This window comes from Halorubellus sp. JP-L1, assembly GCF_011440375.1.
In the GTDB taxonomy this organism is placed as follows: domain Archaea; phylum Halobacteriota; class Halobacteria; order Halobacteriales; family Natrialbaceae; genus Halorubellus.
In genome coordinates this window covers 1004829-1029183 of sequence record NZ_JAAOIR010000001.1, presented here as the reverse complement: position 1 = coordinate 1029183, position 24355 = coordinate 1004829, and the positions used below count along the sequence as shown (strand labels likewise).

Below are 24355 nucleotides of genomic sequence, written 5' to 3'. Positions count from 1 at the left end.
TCAGGCGTCGGATTCTTTTCTCGCGTGGAGGACGTAGCCGCTGCCGGCGTCGAACGTGTCGACGACGGTGACGTCGTCGAAGACGCTGCGGGTGGCGGCGAGCGTGTCGGCGCCGACGTGGTGGCTGACGGTCAGTGCGAGGACGCGCTCGAAGAGGGGGTTGAGCCAGCGGGTGCCGGGAGCGCGGAGGCCGCCGCCGTCGAGCGCGACGAAGCGGCCGCCGGGGGCGAGCGCGTCGTGGACGTTCTCCAGGACGGCCTCGGGGTCGTGCATCGTGTGGAGCGCGAACGTCGTGAAGACGGCGTCGTACGCGTCGTCGGGGCCGACGGTCTCGGTGGCGTCGGCGCGGGCGACGTGGACGTGCTCCCAGCCGTGGTCGCGTACGCGGTCGCGGGCGCGAGCGACCATGCCCTCGCTGTAGTCCACGCCGACGACGGCGCCACTCGATGTATCCGCGTCGGGGCGTTCGCACGCGACGGCGGTCGCGAGCCGCTGGAAGTTCCGGCCGTGCCCGCAGCCGAGGTCGCAGACGACCTCGCCGGGGCTCGCGTCGAGCGCGTCGAAGGCGACGTCGAACAGCGGTTCGGCGAGGTCGATCAGGGCCGCGTAGACGCGCGGGTGTCGACTCCACCAGTCGTACAGCTCCTGGCCGCGGTGGCGGTCGTCCGCGGCGGTATCTGGACCGTCTGCGGCGGTATCTGGGCCGTCCGCGGCGGCGGCGCCATCGCCGAGGTCGAGTCCGGCGGCCGCGAGCGCGGCCCGGAGGTCGTCCTGGTTCGCGAGCGTCGGGTCGTCGCGTGCGTCGACGGTCGGCGACTCGTCGGTGCACTCCATGTTCGAGTGGTCGGTACCGACGCGGGTGTTCGTTGCCGCGAACCCTATCGTCAGTTTAAGTACGTTCGGTGGCGTGTCGTCGGTTCGTGAAGTCCCTGCACGTGCGCATCCGGCACACCGCGGACACGATCAATCCGATGCATCGGTTCGTCTGCGAGTCGCCCGCGGTGGACCGCGAGGTGCTCGTGGAGGGGAAGACCGACGGCGACGTCCGCACGCTCCTGTTCTACGTCGATGGCGACCGCGAGGCGTACGAGGGGACGCTCGCGGAGCGCGGTGACGTCCTCGAGTACGACGTGACGCCGGACGGCCCGGACGCGTTCTTCCTCTACGTTCGAGCGCGGAACGACGACGCCGAGCGCGACCTGCTCGGGGCGTTCGAGCAGGACACCGTCGTCGTCGCCGGCCCCGTCGTCTTCCACCCGGACATGACGATGGAGCTCACGGTCGTCGGGCGCGCCGCGGACCTCCAGGCGGTCGTCGAGTCCCTCCCCGCGGCGATGGACGTGGACGTGACGCGCGTCGGCGAGTACGCCGGCTGGGACGAGCGCGGGTTGACGGACCGCCAGCGCGAGGCGTTGCAGGCGGCGTGGCGCGTCGGCTACTACGAGGTGCCGCGGGACGACGGCGTCGAGGCGGTGGCCGCGGAGATGGACTGCGCGGTATCGACGGCGTCGGACCTCCTGCGCAGGGCGGAGTCGACGCTCGTCGCGAACGCGCTCGACGCGCCCTGAACGATGTTGCGTGGACGGTTCGACCCCGGCGCGGTCGACGACCCCGAGGCATTTCACGAATCGGACCGTCCTGTAAGGTATGCCAGTCGAGTTCGACTTCAGCGAGCAGGTCGCGGTCGTGACCGGTGCGTCGGGCGCGCTCGGGAGTGCGGTCGTGGACGCGTTCCGGGACGCGGGCGCGACCGTCGCGGCCGTGGACGTGCGCGAGCCGAGTCACGAGGACGCCCTCTTGGACCCGGACGACGCAACGGCGTTCTACCAGGCGGACCTGACCGAGGAGGACGCCGTCGCGGACTGCTTCGAGTCGGTCGTCGCGGACCACGGGCGCGTCGACGTGCTCTGTAACGTCGCGGGGACGTGGCGCGGTGGCGACGACGTCGCGGACACGGACGTCGACGAGTTCGAGTTCCTGTTCGACGTCAATCTCAAGTCGATGTTCCTCGCGAGCAAGCACGCCGTCCCCCACCTCCGCGAGACCGAGGGCGCGATCGTCTCGATCTCGTCGCGGTCGTCCCTGGAGGGCGGCGAGGGCGACGGCCCGTATCGGGCGTCGAAGGCGGGCGTCAGGACGCTCACGGAGACGATCGCCGAGGAGGAACTCGGCGACGTGCGCGCGAACGCCGTCATGCCGAGCGTGCTCGACACGCCGATGAACCGCGAGATGATGGAGGCGAGCGACGATTGGGTGGATCCCGCGGACGTCGCGGACGTCATCTGTTTCCTGGCGTCGGACGCGGCGTCCGTGACGAGTGGCGCGGCCGTCCCCGTCTACGGCGAAGCCTGAGCGGGCACTGGCGGTCCCGAGGAACTGGCGAGCGCGCTCACGTCGACACTGCGTCGTCCGCGGTCCGGTCGGCGTCGGGAGCGCCTGGGCCGGCGTCGGGAGTGTTCGGGTCGGTGTCGACGCCGCGGAACTCGAATCGCGCGCCGCCGTCGGTGCCGTCGGTCGCGGTCACCGTCCAGCCGTGGGCGTCGGCGATGCGGTCGACGATGGCGAGCCCGAGGCCCGTGCCGTCGCCGCCCGTGACGCCCGTCTCGAAGAGGTCGTCGCGGACGTCCGGGTCGATGCCGGTGCCGTCGTCGGCGACGTAGAACCCCGCGTCGTCGAGGACGCCGACGGATACGGCGACGTCCGGCCCCCCGTGCTCGACCGAATTCCGGAAGAGGTTCTCGAACAGCTGGACGGTCCGGTCCGGGTCCGCGTGTAGGATGGCGCCGTCGGCGGCCGACGCGTCGAGCGTCGCGTTCGCGGTGTCGACGGTCGCCCACGCGCGCTCGGCGAGGTCCGCGAGCGCGACGGGTTCCGGGTCGGTCGACGTCTCGCCTTCGCGCGCCATCAGGAGGACGTCCTCGATGAGCGACTCCATGCGGTCGTGGGCCGCGTGCACTTCCGCGAACGCGTCCGGGTCCCCGGTCTCTTCGGCGATGTCGGCGTACCCCTTCGCGACCGAGAGCGGGTTCCGGAGGTCGTGGCTGACGACGCTCGCGAACCGGTCGAGGCGCTCGGTCTTCCGCTCGAGCTCCGTCCGGTACGCGTGCTGTTCGGTGACGTCGCGGACGACGAACACGCGCCCGGTCTCGTCGTCGTCGCCGAACGGCGTCGTCTCCACCTCGAGCGTCCGCGAGTCGTACGTGACGCGCTCTCGCGTGGGTGCCGTCTCGGGGTCCTCGAACGCGTCGAATGCGCCAGGGAGAACCGTGAATGCGTCCGCACCGAGCGCGTCCTCGTCGAGGTCGAGGAGGTCGCGTGCGCGACTGTTCAGGTCGACGATGCGGCCGTGGGCGCCGACGACGAGGACGCCGTCGGCGACGGCCTCCATCACGACGGGGCGTGCGACGGGCGTGACGTTCGACAGTTCGAAGCGATGGACGGAGAGCGCGAGGAGGATACCGGAAACGCCGAATCCGAGCGCGAGCAGGCCGTTGACGTTCTCGAAGAGGAGGAACTCGACGACGTCCGCGAGCCACGGGACGAGGATGGCGATCCCGACGGTCACGCTCTGCCAGCGGTACGTGTCGTTCGACGTGAGCGTCGTCTTGAGGATGAGGACGGAGCTCGCGGCGACGAGGACGTACGCGTACGCGACGTGAACCCAGAACCCCCACGCCCACTCGATGCTGCCGTCGTCGTACGCGGCCATGTCGACGTACTCGTAGAGGAGTTCGTGCCCGCCGACGCCGAACAGTTCGACGCCCGAGCCCTGGCTCGTGAGTGCGAGGAGCGCGATCGCGACGGGATGGACGGCGAGGACGAGCGCGCGTCGCCCCGCGAGGACGTCCACGTACCCGGCGTACCGGAGCGCGAACAGGAACAGGAAGGCGACGGTGAGCCCGGTCCCGAGGAACGTGATGGCCGCCCACTGGAGTCTCGGAGCGAGCGCCGTCGTCGTCTCGGCCGCGACGATGGCGACCAGCCAGAACGTGATCCCGGCGAGGATTCCGGTGAGCGCTCGCGACCCGTCGCTGTGCTGATTCCGCCAGGTGAGAACGGCGAGTCCGCCCGTCAGCACCGCCGACGCGGTGTAGACGAACGGCAGCAAGCCGTCTATCATTGGTCGTAGAATGGACTCGGTTCGTATGATGCTTCTGGCTGGGGACCCGAGGACCGCTCCAGTCGATCATGTGCTGACGTCCGGAACGGTTCGTTCGAGCGCGTTCGAGGTCTCGAGTGCCCCGTTCAAACTCGATGGTCGTTCTCGGCCGTCCAGTCCGAACTCGGTTGTGGTCCTCGATCGTTCTGGTATCTTCGCTCCAAGTGTCGGAAGAAACAACCGCCACGTTTAGGGCTCAGCCGCGGCGAGCGAAGAGAGATGGCGGAGAGAGAAACGTGGAGTAGCCGCGTCGGGTTCATCCTCGCCGCGGTCGGGAGCGCAGTCGGCCTCGGGAACATCTGGCAGTTCCCGTTCCAGGCCGCGAACAACGGCGGGGCCGCGTTCCTCGTCGTCTACCTCGCCGCCGTCTTCCTGATCGGGTTCCCCGCGCTGCTCGCGGAGTTCGTCGTCGGCCGCAACACCGAGAAGAATCCCGTGGACGCGTTCCGCGAGTACGCCGGTGGCTCGTGGGGCGTCGTCGGCGGCGCCGGCGTCTTCGTCGCGTTCTGGATCCTCTCGTTCTACAGCGTCGTCGGCGGGTGGGTGCTCCGGTACGCCGGAGGGAGTCTCACGGGCGCGTACTTCGGGGACCCGTCGGCGTACTTCGACTCGATCGCGGTCGGTCCGGGCGCGCTCGCGCTGCACTTCGTGTTCATGGCGCTCGTCGTCGGCATCGTCGCGCTCGGCGTCGAGGACGGCATCGAGCTCGGAACGAAGGTGATGGTGCCGAGCATCGTCGTCATCCTCGTCGCGCTCGCCGCGTGGGCGAGCACGCTCCCGGGCGTCGCCGACGGGTACGCGTACTACCTCGATCCCGACCTCGGGACGCTCGCGGCGAACCTCCCGGACGTCCTCCCGAACGCCGTCGGGCAGGCGTTCTTCACGCTCAGCCTCGGGATGGGTGCGATGGTGACGTACGCGAGCTACCTCGGCGACGACGACTCGCTGCCCGCGGACGGCGCCATTATCGTCGTCCTGAACACGGTCGTCGGCGTGCTCGCTGGCCTCGTCGTCTTCCCCGTCCTCGCCGCGGAGGGCATCGGGTTCGACACCGCGGGCACCGGCGCGGTTTTCGAGTCGATGGCGGCCGCGTTCGCGACCCTCCCCGCCGGCGGCGTCCTCGGGCTGTTGTTCTTCCTCGTCCTCCTGCTCGCCGCGCTCTCCTCTGCGATCTCGCTCCTCGAGGTCGTCGTTGCGTACGTCGTCGAGAACACCAGTCGCGACCGCAAGCCGGTCGCCACCGTCCTCGGCGCCGGGATCTTCCTGCTCGGTGCCCCGACCGCCTGGGGATTCTCGTTCAACGGCGTCGGCGCGCTCGACTGGTACAACGTTCTCGCGTACAACCTCTTCCTCCCGCTCGTCGGTCTCGGCGTCGCCGTCGTCGTCGGCTGGACGCAGGGCGCGCGTTCGACTCGCGAACTCGCGCGCGGCTCCGGCGGGAGCGAGACGCTCGGGCTCGCGTGGCTGTGGGCGCTCCGTACCGTCGTCGTGCTCGCGCTCACCGTCACGCTCGTCCTCGGCGTCAAGACCATCCTCGTGACCGCCGGCGTCCTCGACCCGGCGGTCCTGTCGTCGATGCCGGTCGTCGTCGCCCTCGCCGTCGCCATCGCGGTCGTCCTCGTCGGCGGTGCCCGGCGCGTCGCCGGCCACGGCGTCTGAGGCGACGCTCGAACCGGTTCGTCGACGATTCCGGACCGACGCTCGAATCGGTTCGTCGACGATTCCGGACCGACGCTCGAATCGGTTCGTCGACGATTCTTCACCGTTCGTTCGAGGAGGCGTATTCGTTCGTCCGGGAACCGTCAATACTGGCCGCAAGAACCGTGATAATCGAACGCTGACGAATCGCCGGTCCGTAACGTACTTTGGTGGGGGCGCGCCGTTGGGTACCAATGGCACGTGAATCCTGGACGGGTCGCATCGGATTCGTTCTCGCCGCCGTGGGGAGTGCGGTCGGCCTCGGGAACCTCTGGCGGTTCCCGTGGATGACAGCGGAGAACGGCGGGAGCGCGTTCCTCGTCGTCTACCTCGGTATCGTCCTCGCGGTCGGCGTCCCCGGACTCCTCGCGGAGTTCGTCCTCGGGCGTCGGTCGCGCAAGAGCCCCGTCGGCGCGCTTCGAGAGCTCTCCGGGTCGCGGAACTGGGGGCACGTCGGCCTCCTGAGCGTCGTCGCCGGCGTCGTCCTCCTCTCGTTCTACAGCGTCGTCGGCGGATGGATCCTCCGGTACCTCGTCGCGTCACCGACCGGCGCGTACTTCGACGCCCCCGGCGCGTACTTCGACTCGATCGCGTACGGCCCCGAGGCCGCCGCGTTCCACGTCGCGTTCCTCGCGGCGACCGCGGGCGTCGTCTACGGCGGCGTCCGCGACGGCATCGAGCGCGCCACGACCGTCATGATGCCCGTCATCGCGATCGTCCTCGTCGGGATGGCAGCGTGGGCGAGCGGCCTCGCCGGCGCCGGCGACGCCTACGCGTTCTACCTCGCGTTCGACCTCGCGACCATCCAGGAGAACGCCGTCGACGTCGCCCTCGCCGCCGCCGGACAGGCGCTGTTCACGCTCTCCGTCGGCGCGGGCACGATGATCACGTACGCGAGCTACGTCGGCGAGGACCGCTCGCTCCCCGCCGACGCAACCATGGTCGCCGTCCTGAACACCGGTCTCGGCGTGCTCGCCGGCCTCGTCGTGTTCCCGCTCCTGTTCTCGACGCCCGGCGTGGACGTCGCGACGAGCGGCCCCGGCGCGCTGTTCGTCGGCGTCGCCACCGCGTTCGCGACCCTCCCCTACGGCACGCTGCTGGCCGTCGGGTTCTTCGCGGTCGTCGCGCTCGCCGCGCTCTCCTCCTCGATCAGCATGCTCGAGATCGTCGTCGCGTACCTCGTCGACGAACGCGACCTCGACCGGAAGCGCGCGACAACCGGCGTGGCGGCGGTCGTGCTCGTCACCGGAGCCGCGAGTGCGTTCTCGCCGTCGCTTTTCAGTGCACTCGCCGGTCCCGTCGTCGACGTCGTCCTCACGACGGGCCTGCTCGCGTTCGTCGTGTTCGCGGCGTGGGTCGTCGGCGCGGACGCCGTCGAGGAGTTCGCTACCGGAACGCGGTACACGACGGGGCTCGGGGACGCCTGGCGCGTACTCATCGGCGTCGCGCTCCCGCCGTTCCTCCTGTTCACGCTCGGCGTCGGGCTCCTCGACGCGGCGGGCGTCGACGCGCCGACGTGGCAGGTCGCCGTCGCTGCCGTCGTCGTCGCCGCAGCCCTCGTCGCCGGCGTCGCCCGCCGACGGCCGAGCGGACCCGCCGAGCACTGACCGACGGTTCGAGCGCGGCAGTCGAACCCTGACTCGTAGTCGTTCGACGTCGACGATCGTCGTACCCGTTTCGGTGTGATTAACGGGAAACCTTTAGTCGCCGGTGGGCGTCGATTCCTCCAATGACTAGGTGGTCGCCGTGACGATGGAGGACCGCATCGAGGAACTCGAGGAAATGCGCGAGGAGGCGCTGCTCGGCGGTGGCGAGGACCGCATCGAGTCCCAGCACGAGAAGGGGAAGATGACGGCTCGCGAGCGCATCGAGTACTTCCTCGACGACGGGACGTTCCACGAGTTCGACCAACTCCGCACGCACAACGCCCACAACTTCGGGATGGAGGAAAAGCAGATCCTCGGCGACGGCGTCGTGACGGGCTACGGCGACGTCGACGGCCGGAAGGTGTTCGTGTTCGCGCACGACTTCACGGTGTTCGGCGGGAGCCTCGGCGAGGTGTTCGCGGAGAAGGTGACGAAGGTGATGGACATGGCGATGGAGGTCGGTGCGCCCATCGTCGGCCTCAACGACTCCGCGGGCGCCCGCATCCAGGAGGGCGTGAAGTCACTCGCGGGGTTCACGGACATCTTCCACCGGAACCAGCAGGCCAGCGGCGTCGTCCCGCAGATCTCCGCGATCATGGGGCCGTGCGCCGGCGGGGCGGTGTACTCGCCGTCGATTACGGACTTCATCTTCATGGTCGACGAGACCAGCCACATGTACATCACTGGCCCCGGCGTGATCAAGACGGTCACCGGCGAGGAGGTCACGCAGGAGGAACTCGGTGGTGCGGGGACGCACACGTCGAAGACGGGCGTCGCGCAGTTCCACTGCGACGACGAGGAGGACGCGCTCGACCGCATCAAGCGCCTCCTCTCCTATCTCCCGCAGAACAACGTCGAGGACCCGCCGCGCGTCGAGCCGTGGGACGACCCGGAACGTCGCCCGACGGAACTCAACGACATCGTCCCGGAGAGCCCCCAGAAGCCCTACGACGTGACGGACGTCATCTCGTCGACGGTCGACGAGGGGTCGTTCATGGAGGTCGCGGAGAACTTCGCGAAGAACATCGTCGTCGGGTTCGGTCGCCTCGACGGGCACTCGGTGGGGATCGTCGCGAACCAGCCGCGCGTGAACGCCGGCACGCTGACGGTGGACGCGTCCATGAAGGGATCGCGGTTCGTGCGGTTCTGTGACTCGTTCAACATCCCGATCGTGACGCTCGTGGACGTCCCCGGGTACATGCCGGGGACCGAGCAGGAGCACCGCGGGATCATCCGGCACGGCGCGAAGCTCCTGTACGCGTTCAGCGAGGCGACCGTCCCGCTCTTGACGGTCATCACGCGGAAGGCGTACGGTGGCGCGTACTGCGTGATGGCGTCGAAGAACCTCGGCGCGGACGTGAACTACGCGTGGCCGACGGCCGAGATCGCCGTGATGGGGCCGCAGGGCGCGGTGAACATCCTCTACCGGGAGGAGCTCGCGGAGGCGGAGAACCCCGACGAGCTCCGGGACGAGCTCATCGAGGAGTACCGCGAGGAGTTCGCGAACCCCTACACGGCGACGGACAAGGGGTTCCTCGACGACGTCATCGAGCCGGTGGAGACGCGTGCGCGCCTCATCGACGACCTGGAGATGCTGAAGACCAAGCGGGAGAGCCAGCCGGACAAGAAGCACGGCAACATCCCCCTGTAGATGACCGAGGACAAGCCAGGATCCGCGGCTGCGGCCGACGAGTCCGGGGATGCGTCGACGGACGTGGCGTCGCTGCTGTCGGCGCTGTCGATCCCGGCGGACGCGGACGACGCGGAGGCGGCGGCGATCGCGGCGGCCGTCGGTGCGCACCTCTCGGACCTCGAACGGGCGGCGGCTGCGGAGGGCGAGGCGACGTCCTGGGCGGGCGAGCGCTGGACGTTCGCCGGCCGCGTCCGCGGCCTCCAGGGCCGCGAAGCGCGCGTCCCCGACCGCGCGCCGCGGGACCCGTGGACGGCGAGCGCGCGCACCGACCGGTTCTGAGGCGGCGGTTCTCTATCTGTTCCTGTCCGTCGTCACTCACTCGACGCCGACGGTGTACCCGGTGTTGTCGAGTCCACCGAAGAAGGCAGTGTCTCCGACGAAGCAGAAGGGAGTGGGCTTCGTTGACGCTGATTCGACCGCAGCGCCTTCGTTGTTCAGATCGAACGCGCGAACCGCCTTCGAGTCGTCGACGACGACTGCGAAGCCCCGCCACCGTTTCGGTGGCGTGGTGACCTTCGCTGGCATCGTCTGCTTCCAGCGGAGCGCACCGGTCTCGCTGTCGAGGCTCACGACCCGGCCCGTGCGTGTTCCGAAGACCACCTGGTCGTGGTCCCGGGCGACGAGGCAATCGGTTCGATCGACAGTCTCGGGAAGCTCGGTGGTCTCCCACAGCGTCTCGCCCGACTCGACCGAAATCGCACGGTCCGAGCGGTCAGACGTGTAGAGTACTCCATCCGAGAGTGTCATGCCGCCGCCGAAGACACCACTTTCGCTGAGTTCGGCCATCTCGTCCCCGGTATCAGGGTCCAACAAGATGACTCGGTTGGACGTTCCCACGACGACGCCTTCGTCTACGCGCTCCACTCCCTCGATGAATGCAGCATCGAACGTTTCGTTCTGCCACATCACCGTCCCGTCCGTGGGGTCGACGCCGTAGACTCGCCCTTGGTTCTCGCCCTCGTAGTGCACGTCGTACGAGTTCGTTCCCACCACACAGAGGTTGGGAGCGGCGTCCACGAAAATCACCTCTCCGTCTACCGTCATTTCCCACTTTGGCGTCTCGCCTGGATCGGTCGTCGAGCAACAGTACAGTCTCCCCGTCGAGACGGAACTCTCTCCTTCGGCTTCGTCATAGCCGCCGAAGTATAACTGCGAGTCACCGATTGCCAGTTGCTCCTGCTCCATGTAATTGAGCCCACCTGCCGTTACGGTAAACAGTGACTTGCCGTTCGTGTCGACCCTGTCGACTCGACAGCCGTCCTCGTCCGACTCGATCAGGAAGAACGACTCGGCCGTCGATTTCGCGACGTCGCCCCCGAGTGCCGGCTTCCACTGCTGGCTCAGCGACAGTTCGACCACCTGTTGCTGGGTCGATTCCTCGGTTGTCTCGACCGTCTGCGTGTCGTCGCTCGCCGATGGGGCCCCTTCATCACGCGTCGAGTTCGTCGTCGGCTCTTCCTCATCACGCGTTGCATCCGTCGAATCGCTCGTCAGTCGTAAGCAGCCCGCCGTTCCGAGTCCACCGAGAGATGCACCCGCACACAGCAACCTCCGACGTGTCAGATCCGTGTCGGACATCCTGTGGGCGATATTACAGCCATCGCCTTCAATCCTATCGTCGACTGGGACGGCGGAAAGGTACTTCTGAGTCGCGGGTATAGTTCGAGTATGAACCCGAAGCGGACTGCGGTCCTCTGGTTCGCGGGCGGCCTGCTCGCGCTCGTCGTCGTCCTCGCACTCGAGGCGGGCGGCGTCGTTCCGCTGCTCGACTCCGAGCACGTCGTCGCAGTCGTCGGCGTCGCCGGTGCCGCGAGCGCAGTTCTCGGCGAGCGACGCTACCTCCGGCGTCGCGACGCGCTCCGCTAGCTCGGGGGTCGGCGACGGTACAGATCCGCTGCGATAGCGGCGTGCGCTCGCGTGCCACACCGTCGTGAGCCTTTTTGAACCGTCTCTCCTCGGTCGGCGCATGATCGACGAACGCCCCGACGTCGACGCCGCGGCACTCGAAGCCGCCATCGAACGCGAGCTCGACGTCGACGTCGCGAGCATCGACGTGCTCGCGGACGGCCTGAACCTCCTGTTGTCAGTGTCGACGCGCCCGGCCGACGACGCGGACGACGACGTGACGGACGACGCGGCCGACGCGGCCGACGCGGTCGACGACGCGTACGTGGTGCGAGCGCCGCGGAAGCTCCGGAACGCGAGCTACATGAACGACGTCCGCACGGAGTACGCGGTGATGGAGGCGCTCGCGGACGCGCCAGTGCCGACGCCCGAACCCGTGCTGTTCTGTGCTGACGCGTCCGTGCTCGACGAGCCGTTCTTCGCGATGACGCGCCTGGACGGCGACGTGGTTCCCCTCGGATCGGACCTCCCCGAGCGCTGGCGGACCCCCGCCGCTCGCGAGCGGTTCGGGGCGGTGCTCGTGGACGCGCTCGCCGACGTCCACGCCGTCGACGTCGACGCCTTCGAGGGAACGCTCGAGCCGGTCACGCCCGCCGAGCAGGTCGAGCGGTCGCGGGCGCGACTCGACGCCGCGACGAACGCGACCGAGCTCGACGTGCCGGCGCTCGACCGCGTCCGCGGCTGGCTCCGCGAGCACGCCCCGCCCGCGGACGACGTCGACCGGACGCTCGTCCACGGCGACTTCCGGCCGGGGAACGTCCTGTTCGCGGACGACGACGAGCCCGCGGTCGCGGGCGTCCTCGACTGGGAGACTGCACTCCTCGGCGACCCCCTGACCGAACTCGGCTACCTCCTCCTGCGGTGGCGCGACGCCGGGGACCCGACGCCGTCCCTCGACGACGTCGTCGCGCGCTACGGCGAATACGAGGACGCCATCGAGCACCTCCGACGGGTGAACGACAGGGGGTTCGCGCCGTACACGTCCGACCCCGGGAGTCCCTCGCGACGTGACCTCGTCGAGCGATACGAGGCCGCGAGTGGCCGCAACGTCGCGGACCTCCGGTTCTACGTCGCGCTCGCGGCGTTCAACCTGGCGACGGTCTGGGCGGACCTCCACCGGCACGCCGTGCTCGCCGACGCGCCCTCTGACCACCCGCCGCACGTCGAGCACCTCGCCGCCGTCGCGGAACTCGTCGTCGACGGCGACCTCGAGATATGACTCTCCGTCGGGTCAGCGCCGTTCGCGGGCGCGGATGCGGACGTCGCCGGGGTCGAGAGCGATCTTGACCGTCGGGTCGAAGCCGCCGACCTGCTCGAACTCGAGGCGGTTCGCGAGCGTCGCGAGCGCGAGGCGGAGTTCGAGGCGCGCGAACCGCATCCCAATGCAGTGCCGGGGGCCGCCGCCGAACGGGAAGAACGCGTACTCCGGGCGGTCCTCGCGGCCGAACGCGGCCGCGTCCACGTCCGCGTCGAGACCGGCGACGGTCGCGTCAGGGTCGAGACCGCCCACGGTCGCGTCAGCGTCGTCCAGCCAGCGCTCGGGACGGAACTCGGCGGGGGCGTCCCACCAGCGGTCGTCGCGGTGGACGTGGTACGTCGACAGCTGGAGGACCTCACCCGGGTGGACGCGGTACCCGTCGACGGTCGTCGGCGACTTCGCCTCGCGGTAGATCGTGGTCACCGGCGGGTAGAGCCGGAGTGCCTCCTCGACGACGGCCTCCGCGTACGAGAGCTGCGGGACGTCGGCGAACGACGGGTCCCCGCCGTCCAGGACGGCGTCGAGCTCGGCGTCGAGGCGCTCGCGGACGCGCGGGTGGCCGGCGACGAGCCAGACCGCGTACGTGAGCGCGGTCGCGGTCGTCTCGTGGCCGGCGAACAGGAACGTGACGAGCTGGTCGCGCAGCTCGTCCTCGCGGACGCCCGCGTCGTCGGCGTCGACGCCGTCTCCGTCACCGCCGTCGGCGACGGCCGCGAGCATCGTGCCGAGGAGGTCGTCGCCGAAGTCACCGCTCGCGTTCGCGTCGGCGCGCCGTTCCGCGACGAGGTCGTCGACGAGCGCGTCGAGGTCCGCCATCGCGCGGCGGTAGCGGTGCTCTGCGGGAAGCGGAATCCAGTCCGGGACGGCGAGGCTCGCGGGCGACGCGTAGTCCGAGATGGCGTCGGCGGCGGTCGAGACGACGTCGCCGCGCTCGTCGTCGAGGTCGACGTCGAGCAAGGTGCGAGCGAGCACGTCGAGCGCGAACCGGGCGTTCTGGTCGCGGAGCGCGACGTCGCCCGGGGTCGCCGTCCAGTCGGCCGCCATCGCGCTCGCGCGGTCGACGATGTCGTCCGCGAACCCCTGGACCGTCGCGGGCGTGAACGACCCCTGGAGGGCGTTCCGCTGGCGGCGCCACTGCTCGCCCTCGGTGAACGCGAGCCCGTCGGCGGCGATGATGGCCCCGAACTCGGTCTCGAACTCGCCCTTCCGGAACGCGTCGTTCCGGGAGACGAGGATCGACTCGATGGCGTCGGGGTCCGCTATCCCGACGAACCGTCGACCGAACGCGTCGTAGGAGACGACGTCGCCGCGTTCGAAGAGTCGTTCGCCGAAGTCGAGGGCGTCGCGGACGACCCCGAGCGTGCAGCCGACGACCGGGAGTCCGTCGACGTGGGGCGGCCGGCGCGCGTTCGAGACGGTGTCGGCGCGTCCGCGGTCGCTCCCGGACGCCGGTCGGTCGTCTTCCTCGCTCGAGCCGTCGACGGTCGCGTTCCTCGCGTCGCTCATGGTCGAACTGACGCAGGGACGAGCGGTGTCGATTGCCCCGAAGCACTGAACGCTTTTATTCGTGGTCGGGGTACGTCGACGCGTGCAATCCGCGGACATCACGCTCACGCTCCCGGAGTCGATGCAGCTACCCGTCCCGGACTGGGTGGACGACGACGTCGTGGACCGCGAGGAGGTCCTGTCCTGGCAGGTGCGACCGGACGAGGACGCAGTGTACTTCCTGTCGCTGGTCTCGGGCGACCTGGACGTCATCCGGGAGCTCGGAGAGGCGACGGACGTCGCGCGGACGGCCGACGTCACGCCGGTCGAGGGCGCGGACGCGTTCTACGTCTACGCGGAGCTACCGTTCCGCGACGCCGACAGCGCCCTCATGTCGACGTTCGACGCGCCCGGGCTCGTCGTCGTTCCACCGATCGTCTACACCGCGACCGACACCGTCCAGGTGACGGTCCTCGGTGAGGACGACGCACTCTCGGGCGTCCTCGACGGGCTCCCTGAGGCCGTCGACGCGACCGTCGACCGCGTCAGCGAGCACGGCCGCCTCGGCGGCGCGCTCGCCGGCCGCCTCACGCGCCGCCAGTTCCAGGCCATCGCTGTCGCGCGCGACGTCGGGTACTACGACGTCCCGCGCGAGGGCGACCTCGCCGCGGTCGCCGACGAACTCGACGTCTCCGAGAGCGCCGCGTCCACGCTCCTCCGGAACGCCGAACGCGCACTCGTGGACGCGGCGCTCGGTCGGTAGTCGGTCAGTGAACGCGGCGCTCGGCCCGTGGTCGAATCATCGACGCGGGGCTCGATCGGTCTCGACAGAAACTCGGACCCCTGACCGTCACTACGCTCGTGTGAGTACGAGAAAGTGCTCGCTGACGTCGGCGAGCGCCCGGTCGTCGCGGAACTCGGCGGCGACGGCCCGGGCGGCGTCGGCGACGTGTTCCAGCGGGTCCGCCAGTTCCTCGTGGAGCGCAGCGGTCGGTCCCTCGAGCGCGACGACGCGCTCCGGGTCGAGGCCGCCGGCCTCGAGGAGCGATTCCAGTTCGGCGACGCGGAACGCGTGGTTCTCGGCCCAGCCATCGCCGAGGTCGAAGCGCTCGAGGACGCCCTCGGTGAAGTCGCCGGTCCGCGCGTAGTGCTCCAGGACCTCGCTCCGGCCCGGGTGGGGGTCGTCGGCTTCGCCGAGGGACTTGAGCGCCCTCCGGACTCCGCCGACGCGGCCGATGACCGACACCGCGACGGGTGCGCCCGGCCGTGCGACCCTGTGCAGTTCCGCAACTGCCCGCTCTCGCTCGCGTTCGTCGAGGACGTGACTGAGGACGCCGCCGAGACAACAGACCGCGTCGAACGCGTCCGCCTCGTAAGGGAGGTCGCGGACGTCGCCGACCTGACTGTCGACTCGGTCCGCGACGCCGGCGTCGGCGGTCTTCTCGCGAGCGAGCGCGACGAGTTCGGGCGTGAGGTCGCAGTGCACGACGTCGTGGCCGCGGTCTGCGAGCCAGATGCTGTACCGGCCCGGGCCGCCGCCGGCGTCGAGCACGCGCCCACCGTCGGGGAGGGCGTCCTCGAGCGCGGCGACGGTGTGCTCCCATTCGAGGCGCTTCGGGAGCGTCTCGGTGAGGCGATCGAACTCGCGTTCGGCGTTCTCGGTGTAGTACTCGCGGGGGTCGAGGTCCGCCATCGATGTCGCGTTCGCGGACGACCGGAAAAACCGTTCGGGCGCCAACCGGCCGCCCTCGAGTTCCTCGCGAGAACGAGGAACGCGAGTCGAATCGATTGCAGTCGGCCGGCTCGGGTCGTCGCGTCAGCGCTCGCTGCCGGCGGCTTCGTCGCGGTGCTCGCCGCGGCCGAGGGCGGCGAGTTCGCGGAGCGTGTGGACGCCGACGAACCGCGGGACTCGATCGGCGTAGCGCGCGTAGGCGTCGCCGTACTGCTCCCGGAGCCACGGTTCCTCGGGGAAGGGGAGCGCGACCCAGATCGCGAACTGGACGGCACAGAGACCGAGGACGAGCGCGGAGTTCGCGACGAGGACGAACCCGGCGGTCGCGACCATGTAACAGACGTACTGGGGGTTCCGCGAGAACCGGTACCAGCCGTCCGTGCGGAGCTCCCCGGAGAGCCCCTTCGTCTCGTCCATCCCCAGGTCCAGCCCGGCGGCCATCGCCGCAGCGTACGACGGAACGAAGACGGCCAGCCCGACGTACAGGGACAGCGGGCGAGCGAGCCCCAGCGAGTTCCAGTCGAGGTATGTCGTGACGGCGATGCAGACCGTCAGCGTCTGCGCGACCGTCCACTGGAGGTAGTACCGCCAGTCCCGCTCGCCCGGCGGCCAGTACCGGCGCTCGGGGACGAGGACGCTCCAGGCGAACCCGGCGAGGTTCGTGATCCCGGCGACGACCCCGACCCCGAACGCGACGAGTGCGACGTCGACCATGCCCGGCCTTTCGCCGTCCCGACCGGTCAGACCGCTGCGGTAGTCGCTAGGTGATTGAAGTGGGTGGGGAGACGACCGTCGACCGATGAAGTACCTCGACGTCCGCCTCCGATTGCCGCGCGACCTGATGCATCCGATGGTCGAGTTCATCGCGGACGAGGACGTCGTCGCCTACGAGGAGCTCCTGACGTGGAACGTCCTCCCGGACCGCGACGTCGAGTACGAGCTCTTCTACGTCGTCGCCGACCGCGACCCGTACCGCGAGCAGGTCGCGTCCGTCGACTCCATCCGGTGGTTCGAGCTGACGCCGATCGATGGGGACTCGTTCTACGTGTACGTCTGCCAGGAGTCCCGCGAGGCGGACGCGGCGTGGCGCGAGGCGTTCGCCGCGCTCGACATCCTCGTCGTCCCACCCGTCCGGTACCAGGACGACGGGAGCTTCGACATCACGCTCCTCGGCGACGGCGAGAACCTGCGCGCAGTCGTCGACGGCCTCCCCGACGCCGTGGAGACGACGGTGCTCGAGGTCGGCGAGTACGACCGCCGGCATCCACGCGTCACGAGCGACGTCACCGACCGCCAGCTCGAGGCCGTGCGCGCCGCGGTCGACGCGGGGTACTACGAGCGACCGCGAGAGGGATCGCTCGCGGACATCGCCGACCGCCTCGGCGTCGCCGAGAGCACCGCGTCCACGCTCCTCCAGGAGGCCGAATCCCGCGTCATGCACGCGCTCGTCGGGTGAACGACCACGGACGCGCGACGGACGAGTCAACCGCCTGTCGAACTTTGGTTGACCGACTTTTAGCGTAAGAGTAAGGTGGCTACTCTGTGTCGATTCGCGCAAGAAATGTTCAGGAAGGTTCTCGTCGCGAATCGAGGGGAGATCGCAGTTCGCGTGATGCGAGCGTGCGAGGAGTTGAATATCTCGACGGTCGCCGTCTACAGCGAAGCGGACAAGAACGGCGGGCACGTCCGGTACGCCGACGAAGCGTACAAGGTCGGCCCGGCGCGAGCCGCCGACTCCTACCTCGACCACGACGCCGTCATCGAGGCCGCACAGAAGGCGGACGCGGACGCCATCCACCCCGGCTACGGGTTCCTGGCAGAGAACGCGCGGTTCGCGCGGAAGGTCGAGGAGACAGACGGCATCACGTGGATCGGACCGCGCGGCGACTCGATGGAGGAACTCGGCGAGAAGACGAAGGCCCGGAAGACGATGGACGCGGCGGACGTCCCCATCGTCCCCGGGACGACCGACCCCGTGACCGAGGTCGAGGAGGTCACAGAGTTCGGCGACGAGTACGGCTACCCGGTCGCGATCAAGGCCGAGGGCGGCGGTGGCGGACGCGGCATGAAGATCGTCCGGAGCGAGGACGAGGCCGCCGACCAGCTCGAATCGGCGAAGCGCGAAGGCGAGGCGTACTTCGACAACGACTCCGTGTACCTCGAGCGCTACCTAGAGAACCCGCGGCACGTCGAGGTCCAGATCGTCGCGGACGAGCACGGGAACGTCCGGCACCTCGGCGAGCGCGACTGCTCGCTCCAGCGCCGTCACCAGAAGGTCATCGAGGAGGGCCCGAGTCCCGCGCTCTCCCAGGAGCTCCGCGAGGAGATCGGCGAGGCGGCGCGACGCGGCGTCGCGGCGTCGGACTACGTGAACGCCGGGACCGTGGAGTTCCTCGTCGAGGAAGATACTGAGCGCAAGGCCGGCGAACTCCTCGGGCCGGAGACGAACTTCTACTTCCTCGAGGTGAACACGCGCATCCAGGTCGAGCACACCGTCACCGAGGAGCTGACGGGCATCGACATCGTGAAGTGGCAGATCAAGGTCGCGGACGGCCAGGAGCTCGCGTTCTCCCAGGACGACGTCGAACTCGACGGGCACGCGATGGAGTTCCGCATCAACGCGGAGAACGCCGCGAAGGAGTTCCAGCCGGCGACCGGCGGCAAACTCGTGACGTACGACCCGCCGGGCGGCATCGGCGTGCGGATGGACGACGCACTCCGACAGGGCGACAAACTCGTCACGGACTACGACTCGATGATCGCGAAGCTCGTCGTCTGGGGCAGCGATCGCGAGGAGTGCATCGAGCGGTCGCTGCGCGCACTCCGCGAGTACGACCTCGAGGGCGTCGTCACCATCATCCCGTTCCACCGGCTGATGTTGACCGACGAGGAGTTCGTCGCTGGAACGCACACGACGAAGTACCTCGACGAGCAGATCGACCGCGAGCGCATCGCGAAGGCCCAGGAGCAGTGGGGGACGGAGACGGTGCAGGCCGACGACGAGGACGTCGTGGAGCGCGAGTTCACGGTCGAGGTGAACGGGAAGCGCTTCGAGGTGGAGCTCGAGGAACGCGGCGGGATGGCGATCCCGACCGGGAGCGGCGGCGACGACCGGCCCGAGCAGGCCGGGCCGAGCGGCGGTGACGACGCCGGCGGTGGCGCGGTCGCCGGCGACGGCGCCGTCACCGCGGAGATGCAGGGCACCATCCTCGACGTCGAGGTCGAGGTCGGCGACGAGGTCGCCGCCGGCGACGTCCTGCTCGTGCTCGAAGCGATGAAGATGGAGAACGACGTCGTCGCCGACGCCGGCGGCACCGTCAGCGAGATCGCGGTCGAAGAAGGCGAGAGCGTCGACATGGGCGACTTGCTCGTTCGGCTGGAGTAGCGACGGGCCGCGAATCGCGGTCGGGACTTAGTTGGGGAGGGCTTCTTCTTCGTCGGTGTCGGGCGCCCAGCCGGTGCGCTGGAGGGCGTCGTACAGCGAGCGCGGGTGGAGGTCGAGGTCGGCGAGCGGCGCGGGGTCGAGTCGGTGGCCGCCGTTGGCGTCGAACCACGCGTAGCGTTCGGCGGTGAGGTCGCCGAAGCGCTCGCGCTCCCGTCGGTCGGTGACGTGCTCGGCGGTGACGTGGTGGCCGCGGACCTCGGCGAACCCGTCGGCGATCTCCGCGAGCGTGAGGACGTCGCCGGCGACGTCCACGTGGACGCCGTCGAACCGCCCGGGGTCGGCCATCGCGCTGGTGACGACGCTCCCGACGTCGTCGGCGTCGACGACCGCGAGGCGCGTGTCGGGTTCGACCGGCCAGGCGACGGTGCCGTCCGCGATGGCGTCGCGCTGGCGTTCGAACCGCTGCACGAGCAGGCCGGGTCGGACCACGGTGTACGAGAGGTCGACCTCGCGGAGGTACGCTTCGACGCGGCGCTTCCCGGAGAGCGCCTGTATGCCGTCGGCTCCGGGGCGGTCCGTGCCCATCGCGGACCCGTACACGAGGTGGTCGACGCCCGCGTCCATGGCCGCGTCGACGAACCCGCGGCCGCGGACCGCTTCCGTGTCGGCGCCGCCGTCGCCGGTCGCGGTGACGAGGAACGCCGCGTCGGCGTCCGCGAGGTGCGTGCGGTACGACGCCGGATCGTCGAGGTCGCCCCTGACGACGTCGACGCCGCGGTCGCGGAGGCTCGCGACGCTCCGACGAGCGTTGTAGGGATGTGGCGTCGACGCGGTGACGGCGACGTCGCCGACGGCGCCCGAGAGCAGGTGGTCGACGACGGCAGCGCCCTGCTCCCGAATCCCGTCGACGACGAACACGTCCCGTGTCATTGGTCGACGTAAGCGCCCTCAGAACGTAACTAGGCGGGTCGTACTCGCGGTAACTGCGGGTTTTTGCGACGAACCCCGAATGGAGCGATCGATGGCGAGAAGCCGCGCGTGCGGTCATAGCGAACGGGAATGACCGACTCTGGACCGAGTCCGCGACGGTTCCCGGCCGGTCAGGTCTCCTCGGCGTGGAACCCCTCGACGACTTCGATGTCGCTCTTCGTCTTCGCGAACGCCGCGAGCGACCGCTCGTCGCCGCACTCCGGGCGCGCCCACGCGGAATCCGGTTCTGGGAGATCGGGCGGTCGGCCCTCTCAGGCCGATTCGCACGACGGACGGTACAGGTCGACGAACGCCTCCTCCATACACGATCGTACCGTCTACAGCCTCTTCGGGTGAACTCGCGTTCTCACTCGACGAACGACCCGGCCGGATCACGACGGTCCCCTACCGGGTTCCGGAGTCGCCAGACGTCCGCCGTCGGATCGAGGTTCGACGGTTCCGCGCCGCGCTCCGTCAGGAACCCGGCGTGGTACAGCATCGCCTTCAGCTGGAACACCGTCGGCGAGTGATACACGGAACCGTCGGCGAGCGAGGCCACCTTGAGGTCGCCGTCGCGGTCGAGCACGCGCTCGCGAGCGCCCTCGGTTCCGCGTACGAACAGCTCGATCGCGAACGACGGATGGAGCGCGTGCAGGTACTCGACGACGTCGACGAGCGACGGCGACGCGATGCCGTCGTCGTGCATCGACTGGAGCTCCTCGACCAGCAACTGCGTCGCCGGATACGCCCAGAGCACGCGTCGCGCGAGCAGCCCCCAGCGCGGCGCGAGCTCGCAGAACCGCCGCTGAGAGCCCTTCCAGTCCGCGAACGCGTCCAGTGCCGCGTCGACCGACCCGTACTCGTCTAGCGCGAACCGCACCACCTCCCGGCCCAGCGGCGTCACCGACCGCCCAGCCGGCGCGTCGTCGACGAGCCCGAGGAACGCCGCTCCGCGAGCCGCATCCTCGGCCGCGCCCACGACCCGCTCGCCGACGACGTCCGCCGTCGACCGGTCGTGCGCGACCGCGAGCGCGTACCCGAGGTAGTTCTTCGGGTGATTCAGGCCGAACGACCGCTCCGCGACCCCCTGGGCGCTCGCCTGGAACCGGATCGCGGTCGTCTCCGTCGTCGTCCGCGTCCCGACCACGCGCGGATGCTCCAATGTCACCACGCCGCCGTCCGCGTCTACGCCGAGCACGCCCACGTTCAGCTCTCGCGCGAGCGACCGCGCCGACTCGGACACCGCCACCGACGGCGCCGCGACGAACGCCACGTTCGCCTCTCCGAGTCGATCGTGCGCCTGCACGACACCGCGACCGACGTCAACGCGCCCGCTCGCCGAGAACCCCTTCGCCTCCACCACCACCAGCGGCGGCTCCTCTCCGTGCCGAGTCACCCCCAGCAGGTCGTCGTCCAGGGACCCGACGCCCACGACGTCCGGGTACCCCGATCCGACGCGAACGTGATTGAACGGGGCCAGCACCTCCCGAACCCCCTCGTCCACGCGCTCGCCAGCCATCCACTCCTCGGTCGCGAACTGCGTGTCCGTCACCGCGTACCCCTCGCGTCCCTCCACCTCGGGGAACAGCCGGCGCTTCGCGTGCGCGAGCACCCGCGGCTCCGTCAACGCATCGGACGTGGCACTCATCTAGCAGCCCACCACTCGCCTCCAGCTGAAATGTCTACCGGGCACCCACGACACACAGGACGACGAACGGACGACCCGCGACAGCTCTGCGCTCCCCGCTTCGCATCCTCTCCGTCCGCGCTTCGTTCCAGCAAACCGGTCGCTATCGCTCGCGGTTTGGGTTGCAAAAAGTGCTCCGTCAGGGATTCGAACCCTGGTCCTTGCCGTGAGAGGGCAAGATGATTGGCCGGACTACACCAACGGAGCTTGCCTCGTCGTCAGGCCGGTATTCCCCGGTGGGAAGCGGCTTCACTCGACTGGATGTACCGGTAACATAAAAACCTCACTTTTTGGGTTCGCGGGCAGTTGCCATTCGCCGGAATGCCCTCGGGAGACGACTCGACGGAAGCTCTATTCTTAGATCCGGCCTCGGTCTTGCCTCCGTCTCGGCAATCTGACTGATTCGATCTCCTCGATGGAGCCAGATTGGAAACGGCCAACAAACCCTGTTATATAGACAAATCTATCAACTGTGGATTTTCACCCGTAGTGCAATTGCACTCACTGCAGCGCCTCCGTAGAGGAGTAAGTCGAGTCCACCAATAAACCGTGTCTGAAGAAAGAGTGGTAATGCTATGAAGATCCCGATACAAAACCCTGCTAAGTAGCCAAACGACCAGTATCTCGACTTGTCGATTGTTAATACTATACCAAGGATGGAGAACACCACCAAGCCCGAAAATAGATTCTTCGGGAGTAAGCCAGCTTCGACGAGTACTGGCACCACTTCTCCTATGAGGATTGCTACGATCAGAGTTTCGACTATTACCGAGACACCGCGCTCATAACCGTGTTGAATGCCTGGCATAATTATTCGGTCATTGTTCGGTCTTTCATTTGGATCATTATCCAGTTTCCACTTCAACTGGCAATAGTATAAACTCTAAAGATAGTTCAGCAACGAGATGGGTTGTGACAGTCATCATGGGTGCTCAACAAGGTCATGACAACCATCACGACCCGTCGCCCTTGGGGGGTTTAGAATGAACACCAAGGAACAGCTCTTGGAAAAGTACGACGGAGGAAATCAAGACACCAAACGGGAGATTATCAAACACCTCTATAATCACCCTGACATGGAACATGAACCGGAAACGATCTTCGAGGCGATTTCTGATGACTGTCGGGCCAGTAAGGTGGGGACGGTTGCTAACCAACTTTCTGACCTATCTAAAAAGGAAGAATCTATTGGAAAAGAAAAACGATTTTTCTATAAGTGGAATGGTCAGGGGCGTCGCCGTCCAAACCGTAGACTGCAGAATGTCCGAATCTCCATCTTCCAGTGGCTCGATTCGCTTAATATCTCGTTTGGGACGGCGATTATGGCGTTCATTATTTGGACTCTCGGGATGGCGAGTGCAGTCGGTAGCCTCATCGCTCTCTTTATTTCTGACCCGTTCCTCGGAATCTCCTTTCTACTCTGGTTCCACGTCGCAGGTTTGTTGACTATCCTTGGCTCCTCCGTAGTGATGATCTGGATTCCTCTGTATATACTCGACTTAGTCAGTGCGAAATAAATACTCCAAATTTCCTCGCCGTTTGCCGGAATAACGCTATCCGATTTTATCTTGTCCATCCCGAATCTGATTCTCATCCGGGTGATTGTACTTCATTGTAGTCTCTGTCCGTTTGTGTCGTAGAACTCGTTGAGCGTGCTTCAAGTCCTTCGTCTGAGCCAGGTGAGTTCCGACTGAATGACGAATCGCGTACCAAGACATTCGGCGGTCTTCGACCTCAATGCGTGCTTCCTCGCAGAGCTGAATTAGTAGATAGCGTAACGATGACGAGGCGTAGGGATTCGACTCCCGCGTGAGCCACATCGTATCGGTGTCGTCGTACTTCGGGTAGGCATCGCGCTCCGCGATCCATCGTTTCACCGCTTCGCCCGTTTTCCGGGTTAGGGGAACGTCCCAATGCTCCGTGTTCTTCGTAGAATCGTCAGCCGGAATAACGACTTTCGGATTCTCCGTATCTTCAACACGGAACCAACTCGTCTTCGCTCGCTCGACTTCTACCGGACGTAACCCAACGTCGAGACTCACCCAGATGAGGCTCGTGAACTTCCAACCATTCGCACGCTCGAAGTCAGCGGGGGTGATCTCGGACTTCGACTTCTCGAACCGGACTGCGAGGTGAGCCTTCCACCGGCTCCGCTCCTCCGGAGTCAGACTCTTGTAATGAGGGACTCCACGGTAATCCAGAGCTGCATCTCGCAGTCTCTCTCGCTCCTCGATGGAGAGATACTCCTGCGGTTTCGTACTGGACGGATCGTTGAAGCTGTACTGTGGGTCCCACTCCGTCCCGTTTCGCTCGTGAACTTGCCACTTGAAGTACCGCTTGAGCGTCTTGAATATCGAGGCGAGATAGTAGTCAGAGTAGTCTGTTTGGGTTCCGAGATGGAATAAGTAGTCGTCCGCGTGGTCGTGGGTGAAGGTCGAGGTGTATCCTTCCTCATCCCACACCCACCGCGCCCACACGTCGATGTGGTTCGTGCTCGTGTAGATGGTGCTCTGAGCGTATCCCTTGAGTCGCTCAGGATCTTTTCCGGCCGATAGCAGCCACTTCAACAGGGAACGAATTTCCTCCCCATAGTCCACTCGTTGCTTCTCGGAGAGTCGGCCTGCGGTGTCTTTCGTCATCAGGGGAATCCCCTGAACTTCGTCGATGTTTGGGTCGTTCGCCATTGTCTAACCTGTAGTTGCTCTTACTGGTTAGACACCCCGGCGCAGTCTTGCGAT

22 protein-coding genes and 1 tRNA gene are annotated in these 24355 nt (G+C 67.7%); 12 read left to right on the top strand and 11 right to left on the bottom strand.

The window, feature by feature from the left end:
- A complete protein-coding gene (locus G9C85_RS05200; protein WP_166037576.1) occupies window positions 1-834 on the bottom strand; it encodes a class I SAM-dependent methyltransferase in 834 nt (277 codons plus the stop codon).
- Window positions 835-920: 86 nt separating this feature from the next.
- Between G9C85_RS05200 and G9C85_RS05195 the strand changes: the two genes are divergently transcribed.
- A complete protein-coding gene (locus G9C85_RS05195) occupies window positions 921-1568 on the top strand; it encodes a helix-turn-helix domain-containing protein (RefSeq protein WP_166037574.1) in 648 nt (215 codons plus the stop codon).
- Window positions 1569-1647: 79 nt separating this feature from the next.
- Complete coding sequence (locus tag G9C85_RS05190; protein ID WP_166037573.1) at window positions 1648-2352, top strand: SDR family oxidoreductase; 705 nt, start codon at window positions 1648-1650, stop codon at window positions 2350-2352.
- 37 nt (window positions 2353-2389) lie between these two features.
- On the opposite strand, the gene G9C85_RS05185 is transcribed toward G9C85_RS05190, so the two are convergent.
- Window positions 2390-4120 carry a histidine kinase N-terminal 7TM domain-containing protein gene (locus tag G9C85_RS05185; RefSeq protein ID WP_166037571.1) on the bottom strand — a complete coding sequence of 577 codons (1731 nt, stop codon included), beginning with the start codon at window positions 4118-4120 and terminating at the stop codon, window positions 2390-2392.
- 258 nt (window positions 4121-4378) lie between these two features.
- On the opposite strand from G9C85_RS05185, the gene G9C85_RS05180 reads away from it, so the two are divergent.
- From G9C85_RS05180 to G9C85_RS05165, 4 genes are all read left to right on the top strand, one after another.
- Complete coding sequence (locus G9C85_RS05180) at window positions 4379-5818, top strand: sodium-dependent transporter (RefSeq protein ID WP_166037569.1); 1440 nt, start codon at window positions 4379-4381, stop codon at window positions 5816-5818.
- A gap of 233 nt (window positions 5819-6051) precedes the next feature.
- On the top strand, window positions 6052-7464 hold the full coding sequence (locus G9C85_RS05175) for a sodium-dependent transporter (RefSeq protein WP_166037567.1): 1413 nt from the start codon (window positions 6052-6054) through the stop codon (window positions 7462-7464).
- Between the two features lie 145 nt (window positions 7465-7609).
- Complete coding sequence (locus tag G9C85_RS05170) at window positions 7610-9154, top strand: acyl-CoA carboxylase subunit beta (RefSeq protein WP_166038948.1); 1545 nt, start codon at window positions 7610-7612, stop codon at window positions 9152-9154.
- Window positions 9155-9475, top strand: a complete 321-nt coding sequence (locus G9C85_RS05165) for an acc operon protein (protein WP_240148778.1) — start codon at window positions 9155-9157, stop codon at window positions 9473-9475.
- Window positions 9476-9511: 36 nt separating this feature from the next.
- Here G9C85_RS05165 and G9C85_RS05160 read toward each other — a convergent pair whose 3' ends face one another.
- On the bottom strand, window positions 9512-10774 hold the full coding sequence (locus G9C85_RS05160) for a PQQ-binding-like beta-propeller repeat protein (RefSeq protein ID WP_166037565.1): 1263 nt from the start codon (window positions 10772-10774) through the stop codon (window positions 9512-9514).
- A gap of 90 nt (window positions 10775-10864) precedes the next feature.
- Between G9C85_RS05160 and G9C85_RS05155 the strand changes: the two genes are divergently transcribed.
- Window positions 10865-11062 (top strand): hypothetical protein, encoded by a 198-nt coding sequence (locus tag G9C85_RS05155; RefSeq protein WP_166037563.1) that lies wholly within the window; start codon window positions 10865-10867, stop codon window positions 11060-11062.
- Window positions 11063-11162: 100 nt separating this feature from the next.
- Window positions 11163-12320 (top strand): phosphotransferase family protein, encoded by a 1158-nt coding sequence (locus G9C85_RS05150; protein ID WP_166037561.1) that lies wholly within the window; start codon window positions 11163-11165, stop codon window positions 12318-12320.
- Window positions 12321-12332: 12 nt separating this feature from the next.
- Here the strand turns inward: G9C85_RS05150 and G9C85_RS05145 are convergent, their stop codons facing one another.
- Window positions 12333-13865, bottom strand: coding sequence for a cytochrome P450 (locus G9C85_RS05145; RefSeq protein ID WP_166037559.1), 1533 nt, complete (start codon window positions 13863-13865; stop codon window positions 12333-12335).
- An 82-nt stretch (window positions 13866-13947) separates the two neighbouring features.
- On the opposite strand from G9C85_RS05145, the gene G9C85_RS19195 reads away from it, so the two are divergent.
- Complete coding sequence (locus G9C85_RS19195; RefSeq protein WP_166037557.1) at window positions 13948-14607, top strand: helix-turn-helix domain-containing protein; 660 nt, start codon at window positions 13948-13950, stop codon at window positions 14605-14607.
- Window positions 14608-14697: 90 nt separating this feature from the next.
- On the opposite strand, the gene G9C85_RS05135 is transcribed toward G9C85_RS19195, so the two are convergent.
- Together G9C85_RS05135 and G9C85_RS05130 are read right to left on the bottom strand one after the other, a co-directional pair.
- The gene (locus G9C85_RS05135; RefSeq protein ID WP_166037555.1) at window positions 14698-15537 is read right to left on the bottom strand and encodes a bifunctional 2-polyprenyl-6-hydroxyphenol methylase/3-demethylubiquinol 3-O-methyltransferase UbiG; all 840 of its coding nucleotides are present in this window, start codon (window positions 15535-15537) and stop codon (window positions 14698-14700) included.
- A 123-nt stretch (window positions 15538-15660) separates the two neighbouring features.
- The gene (locus G9C85_RS05130; protein WP_166037553.1) at window positions 15661-16290 is read right to left on the bottom strand and encodes an isoprenylcysteine carboxylmethyltransferase family protein; all 630 of its coding nucleotides are present in this window, start codon (window positions 16288-16290) and stop codon (window positions 15661-15663) included.
- 85 nt (window positions 16291-16375) lie between these two features.
- On the opposite strand from G9C85_RS05130, the gene G9C85_RS05125 reads away from it, so the two are divergent.
- Both G9C85_RS05125 and G9C85_RS05120 read left to right on the top strand, forming a co-directional pair.
- Window positions 16376-17032: a helix-turn-helix domain-containing protein gene (locus G9C85_RS05125; protein WP_166037551.1), complete on the top strand. Its 657-nt coding sequence runs from the start codon at window positions 16376-16378 to the stop codon at window positions 17030-17032.
- A gap of 105 nt (window positions 17033-17137) precedes the next feature.
- Window positions 17138-18961: an acetyl-CoA carboxylase biotin carboxylase subunit gene (locus G9C85_RS05120; protein ID WP_166037549.1), complete on the top strand. Its 1824-nt coding sequence runs from the start codon at window positions 17138-17140 to the stop codon at window positions 18959-18961.
- A gap of 27 nt (window positions 18962-18988) precedes the next feature.
- Here G9C85_RS05120 and G9C85_RS05115 read toward each other — a convergent pair whose 3' ends face one another.
- From G9C85_RS05115 to G9C85_RS05100, 4 genes are all read right to left on the bottom strand, one after another.
- Window positions 18989-19891 (bottom strand): NmrA family NAD(P)-binding protein, encoded by a 903-nt coding sequence (locus G9C85_RS05115; RefSeq protein WP_166037547.1) that lies wholly within the window; start codon window positions 19889-19891, stop codon window positions 18989-18991.
- Window positions 19892-20297: 406 nt separating this feature from the next.
- Window positions 20298-21578: a hypothetical protein gene (locus G9C85_RS05110; protein WP_166037545.1), complete on the bottom strand. Its 1281-nt coding sequence runs from the start codon at window positions 21576-21578 to the stop codon at window positions 20298-20300.
- Window positions 21579-21749: 171 nt separating this feature from the next.
- Window positions 21750-21824: transfer RNA gene (locus G9C85_RS05105), tRNA-Glu, on the bottom strand.
- Between the two features lie 259 nt (window positions 21825-22083).
- Window positions 22084-22425, bottom strand: a complete 342-nt coding sequence (locus G9C85_RS05100; RefSeq protein WP_166037543.1) for a hypothetical protein — start codon at window positions 22423-22425, stop codon at window positions 22084-22086.
- A 175-nt stretch (window positions 22426-22600) separates the two neighbouring features.
- Here G9C85_RS05100 and G9C85_RS05095 point away from each other — a divergent pair, with 175 nt between their 5' ends.
- Window positions 22601-23134 carry a hypothetical protein gene (locus G9C85_RS05095; RefSeq protein WP_166037541.1) on the top strand — a complete coding sequence of 178 codons (534 nt, stop codon included), beginning with the start codon at window positions 22601-22603 and terminating at the stop codon, window positions 23132-23134.
- A 36-nt stretch (window positions 23135-23170) separates the two neighbouring features.
- Here G9C85_RS05095 and G9C85_RS05090 read toward each other — a convergent pair whose 3' ends face one another.
- Window positions 23171-24301, bottom strand: a complete 1131-nt coding sequence (locus tag G9C85_RS05090; RefSeq protein ID WP_193570595.1) for a site-specific integrase — start codon at window positions 24299-24301, stop codon at window positions 23171-23173.
- Between the last annotated feature and the right edge of the window lie 54 nt (window positions 24302-24355).

Excerpts from the sequence above, each read along its gene's own strand:
- G9C85_RS05145 (WP_166037559.1), bottom strand. The coding sequence starts at position 13,865 with ATGAGCGACGCGAGGAACGCGACCGTCGACGGCTCGAGCGAGGAAGAC.
- G9C85_RS05095 (WP_166037541.1), top strand. The coding sequence starts at position 22,601 with ATGAACACCAAGGAACAGCTCTTGGAAAAGTACGACGGAGGAAATCAA.
- G9C85_RS05125 (WP_166037551.1), top strand. The coding sequence starts at position 16,376 with ATGAAGTACCTCGACGTCCGCCTCCGATTGCCGCGCGACCTGATGCAT.
- G9C85_RS05170 (WP_166038948.1), top strand. The coding sequence starts at position 7,610 with ATGGAGGACCGCATCGAGGAACTCGAGGAAATGCGCGAGGAGGCGCTG.
- G9C85_RS05155 (WP_166037563.1), top strand. The coding sequence starts at position 10,865 with ATGAACCCGAAGCGGACTGCGGTCCTCTGGTTCGCGGGCGGCCTGCTC.
- G9C85_RS05130 (WP_166037553.1), bottom strand. The coding sequence starts at position 16,290 with ATGGTCGACGTCGCACTCGTCGCGTTCGGGGTCGGGGTCGTCGCCGGG.
- G9C85_RS05200 (WP_166037576.1), bottom strand. The coding sequence starts at position 834 with ATGGAGTGCACCGACGAGTCGCCGACCGTCGACGCACGCGACGACCCG.
- G9C85_RS05110 (WP_166037545.1), bottom strand. The coding sequence starts at position 21,578 with ATGAGTGCCACGTCCGATGCGTTGACGGAGCCGCGGGTGCTCGCGCAC.
- G9C85_RS05090 (WP_193570595.1), bottom strand. The coding sequence starts at position 24,301 with ATGGCGAACGACCCAAACATCGACGAAGTTCAGGGGATTCCCCTGATG.
- G9C85_RS05160 (WP_166037565.1), bottom strand. The coding sequence starts at position 10,774 with ATGTCCGACACGGATCTGACACGTCGGAGGTTGCTGTGTGCGGGTGCA.
- G9C85_RS05150 (WP_166037561.1), top strand. The coding sequence starts at position 11,163 with ATGATCGACGAACGCCCCGACGTCGACGCCGCGGCACTCGAAGCCGCC.
- G9C85_RS05190 (WP_166037573.1), top strand. The coding sequence starts at position 1,648 with ATGCCAGTCGAGTTCGACTTCAGCGAGCAGGTCGCGGTCGTGACCGGT.
- G9C85_RS05115 (WP_166037547.1), bottom strand. The coding sequence starts at position 19,891 with ATGACACGGGACGTGTTCGTCGTCGACGGGATTCGGGAGCAGGGCGCT.
- G9C85_RS05175 (WP_166037567.1), top strand. The coding sequence starts at position 6,052 with ATGGCACGTGAATCCTGGACGGGTCGCATCGGATTCGTTCTCGCCGCC.
- G9C85_RS05100 (WP_166037543.1), bottom strand. The coding sequence starts at position 22,425 with ATGCCAGGCATTCAACACGGTTATGAGCGCGGTGTCTCGGTAATAGTC.
- G9C85_RS05180 (WP_166037569.1), top strand. The coding sequence starts at position 4,379 with ATGGCGGAGAGAGAAACGTGGAGTAGCCGCGTCGGGTTCATCCTCGCC.
- G9C85_RS05165 (WP_240148778.1), top strand. The coding sequence starts at position 9,155 with ATGACCGAGGACAAGCCAGGATCCGCGGCTGCGGCCGACGAGTCCGGG.
- G9C85_RS05120 (WP_166037549.1), top strand. The coding sequence starts at position 17,138 with ATGTTCAGGAAGGTTCTCGTCGCGAATCGAGGGGAGATCGCAGTTCGC.
- G9C85_RS05185 (WP_166037571.1), bottom strand. The coding sequence starts at position 4,120 with ATGATAGACGGCTTGCTGCCGTTCGTCTACACCGCGTCGGCGGTGCTG.
- G9C85_RS05135 (WP_166037555.1), bottom strand. The coding sequence starts at position 15,537 with ATGGCGGACCTCGACCCCCGCGAGTACTACACCGAGAACGCCGAACGC.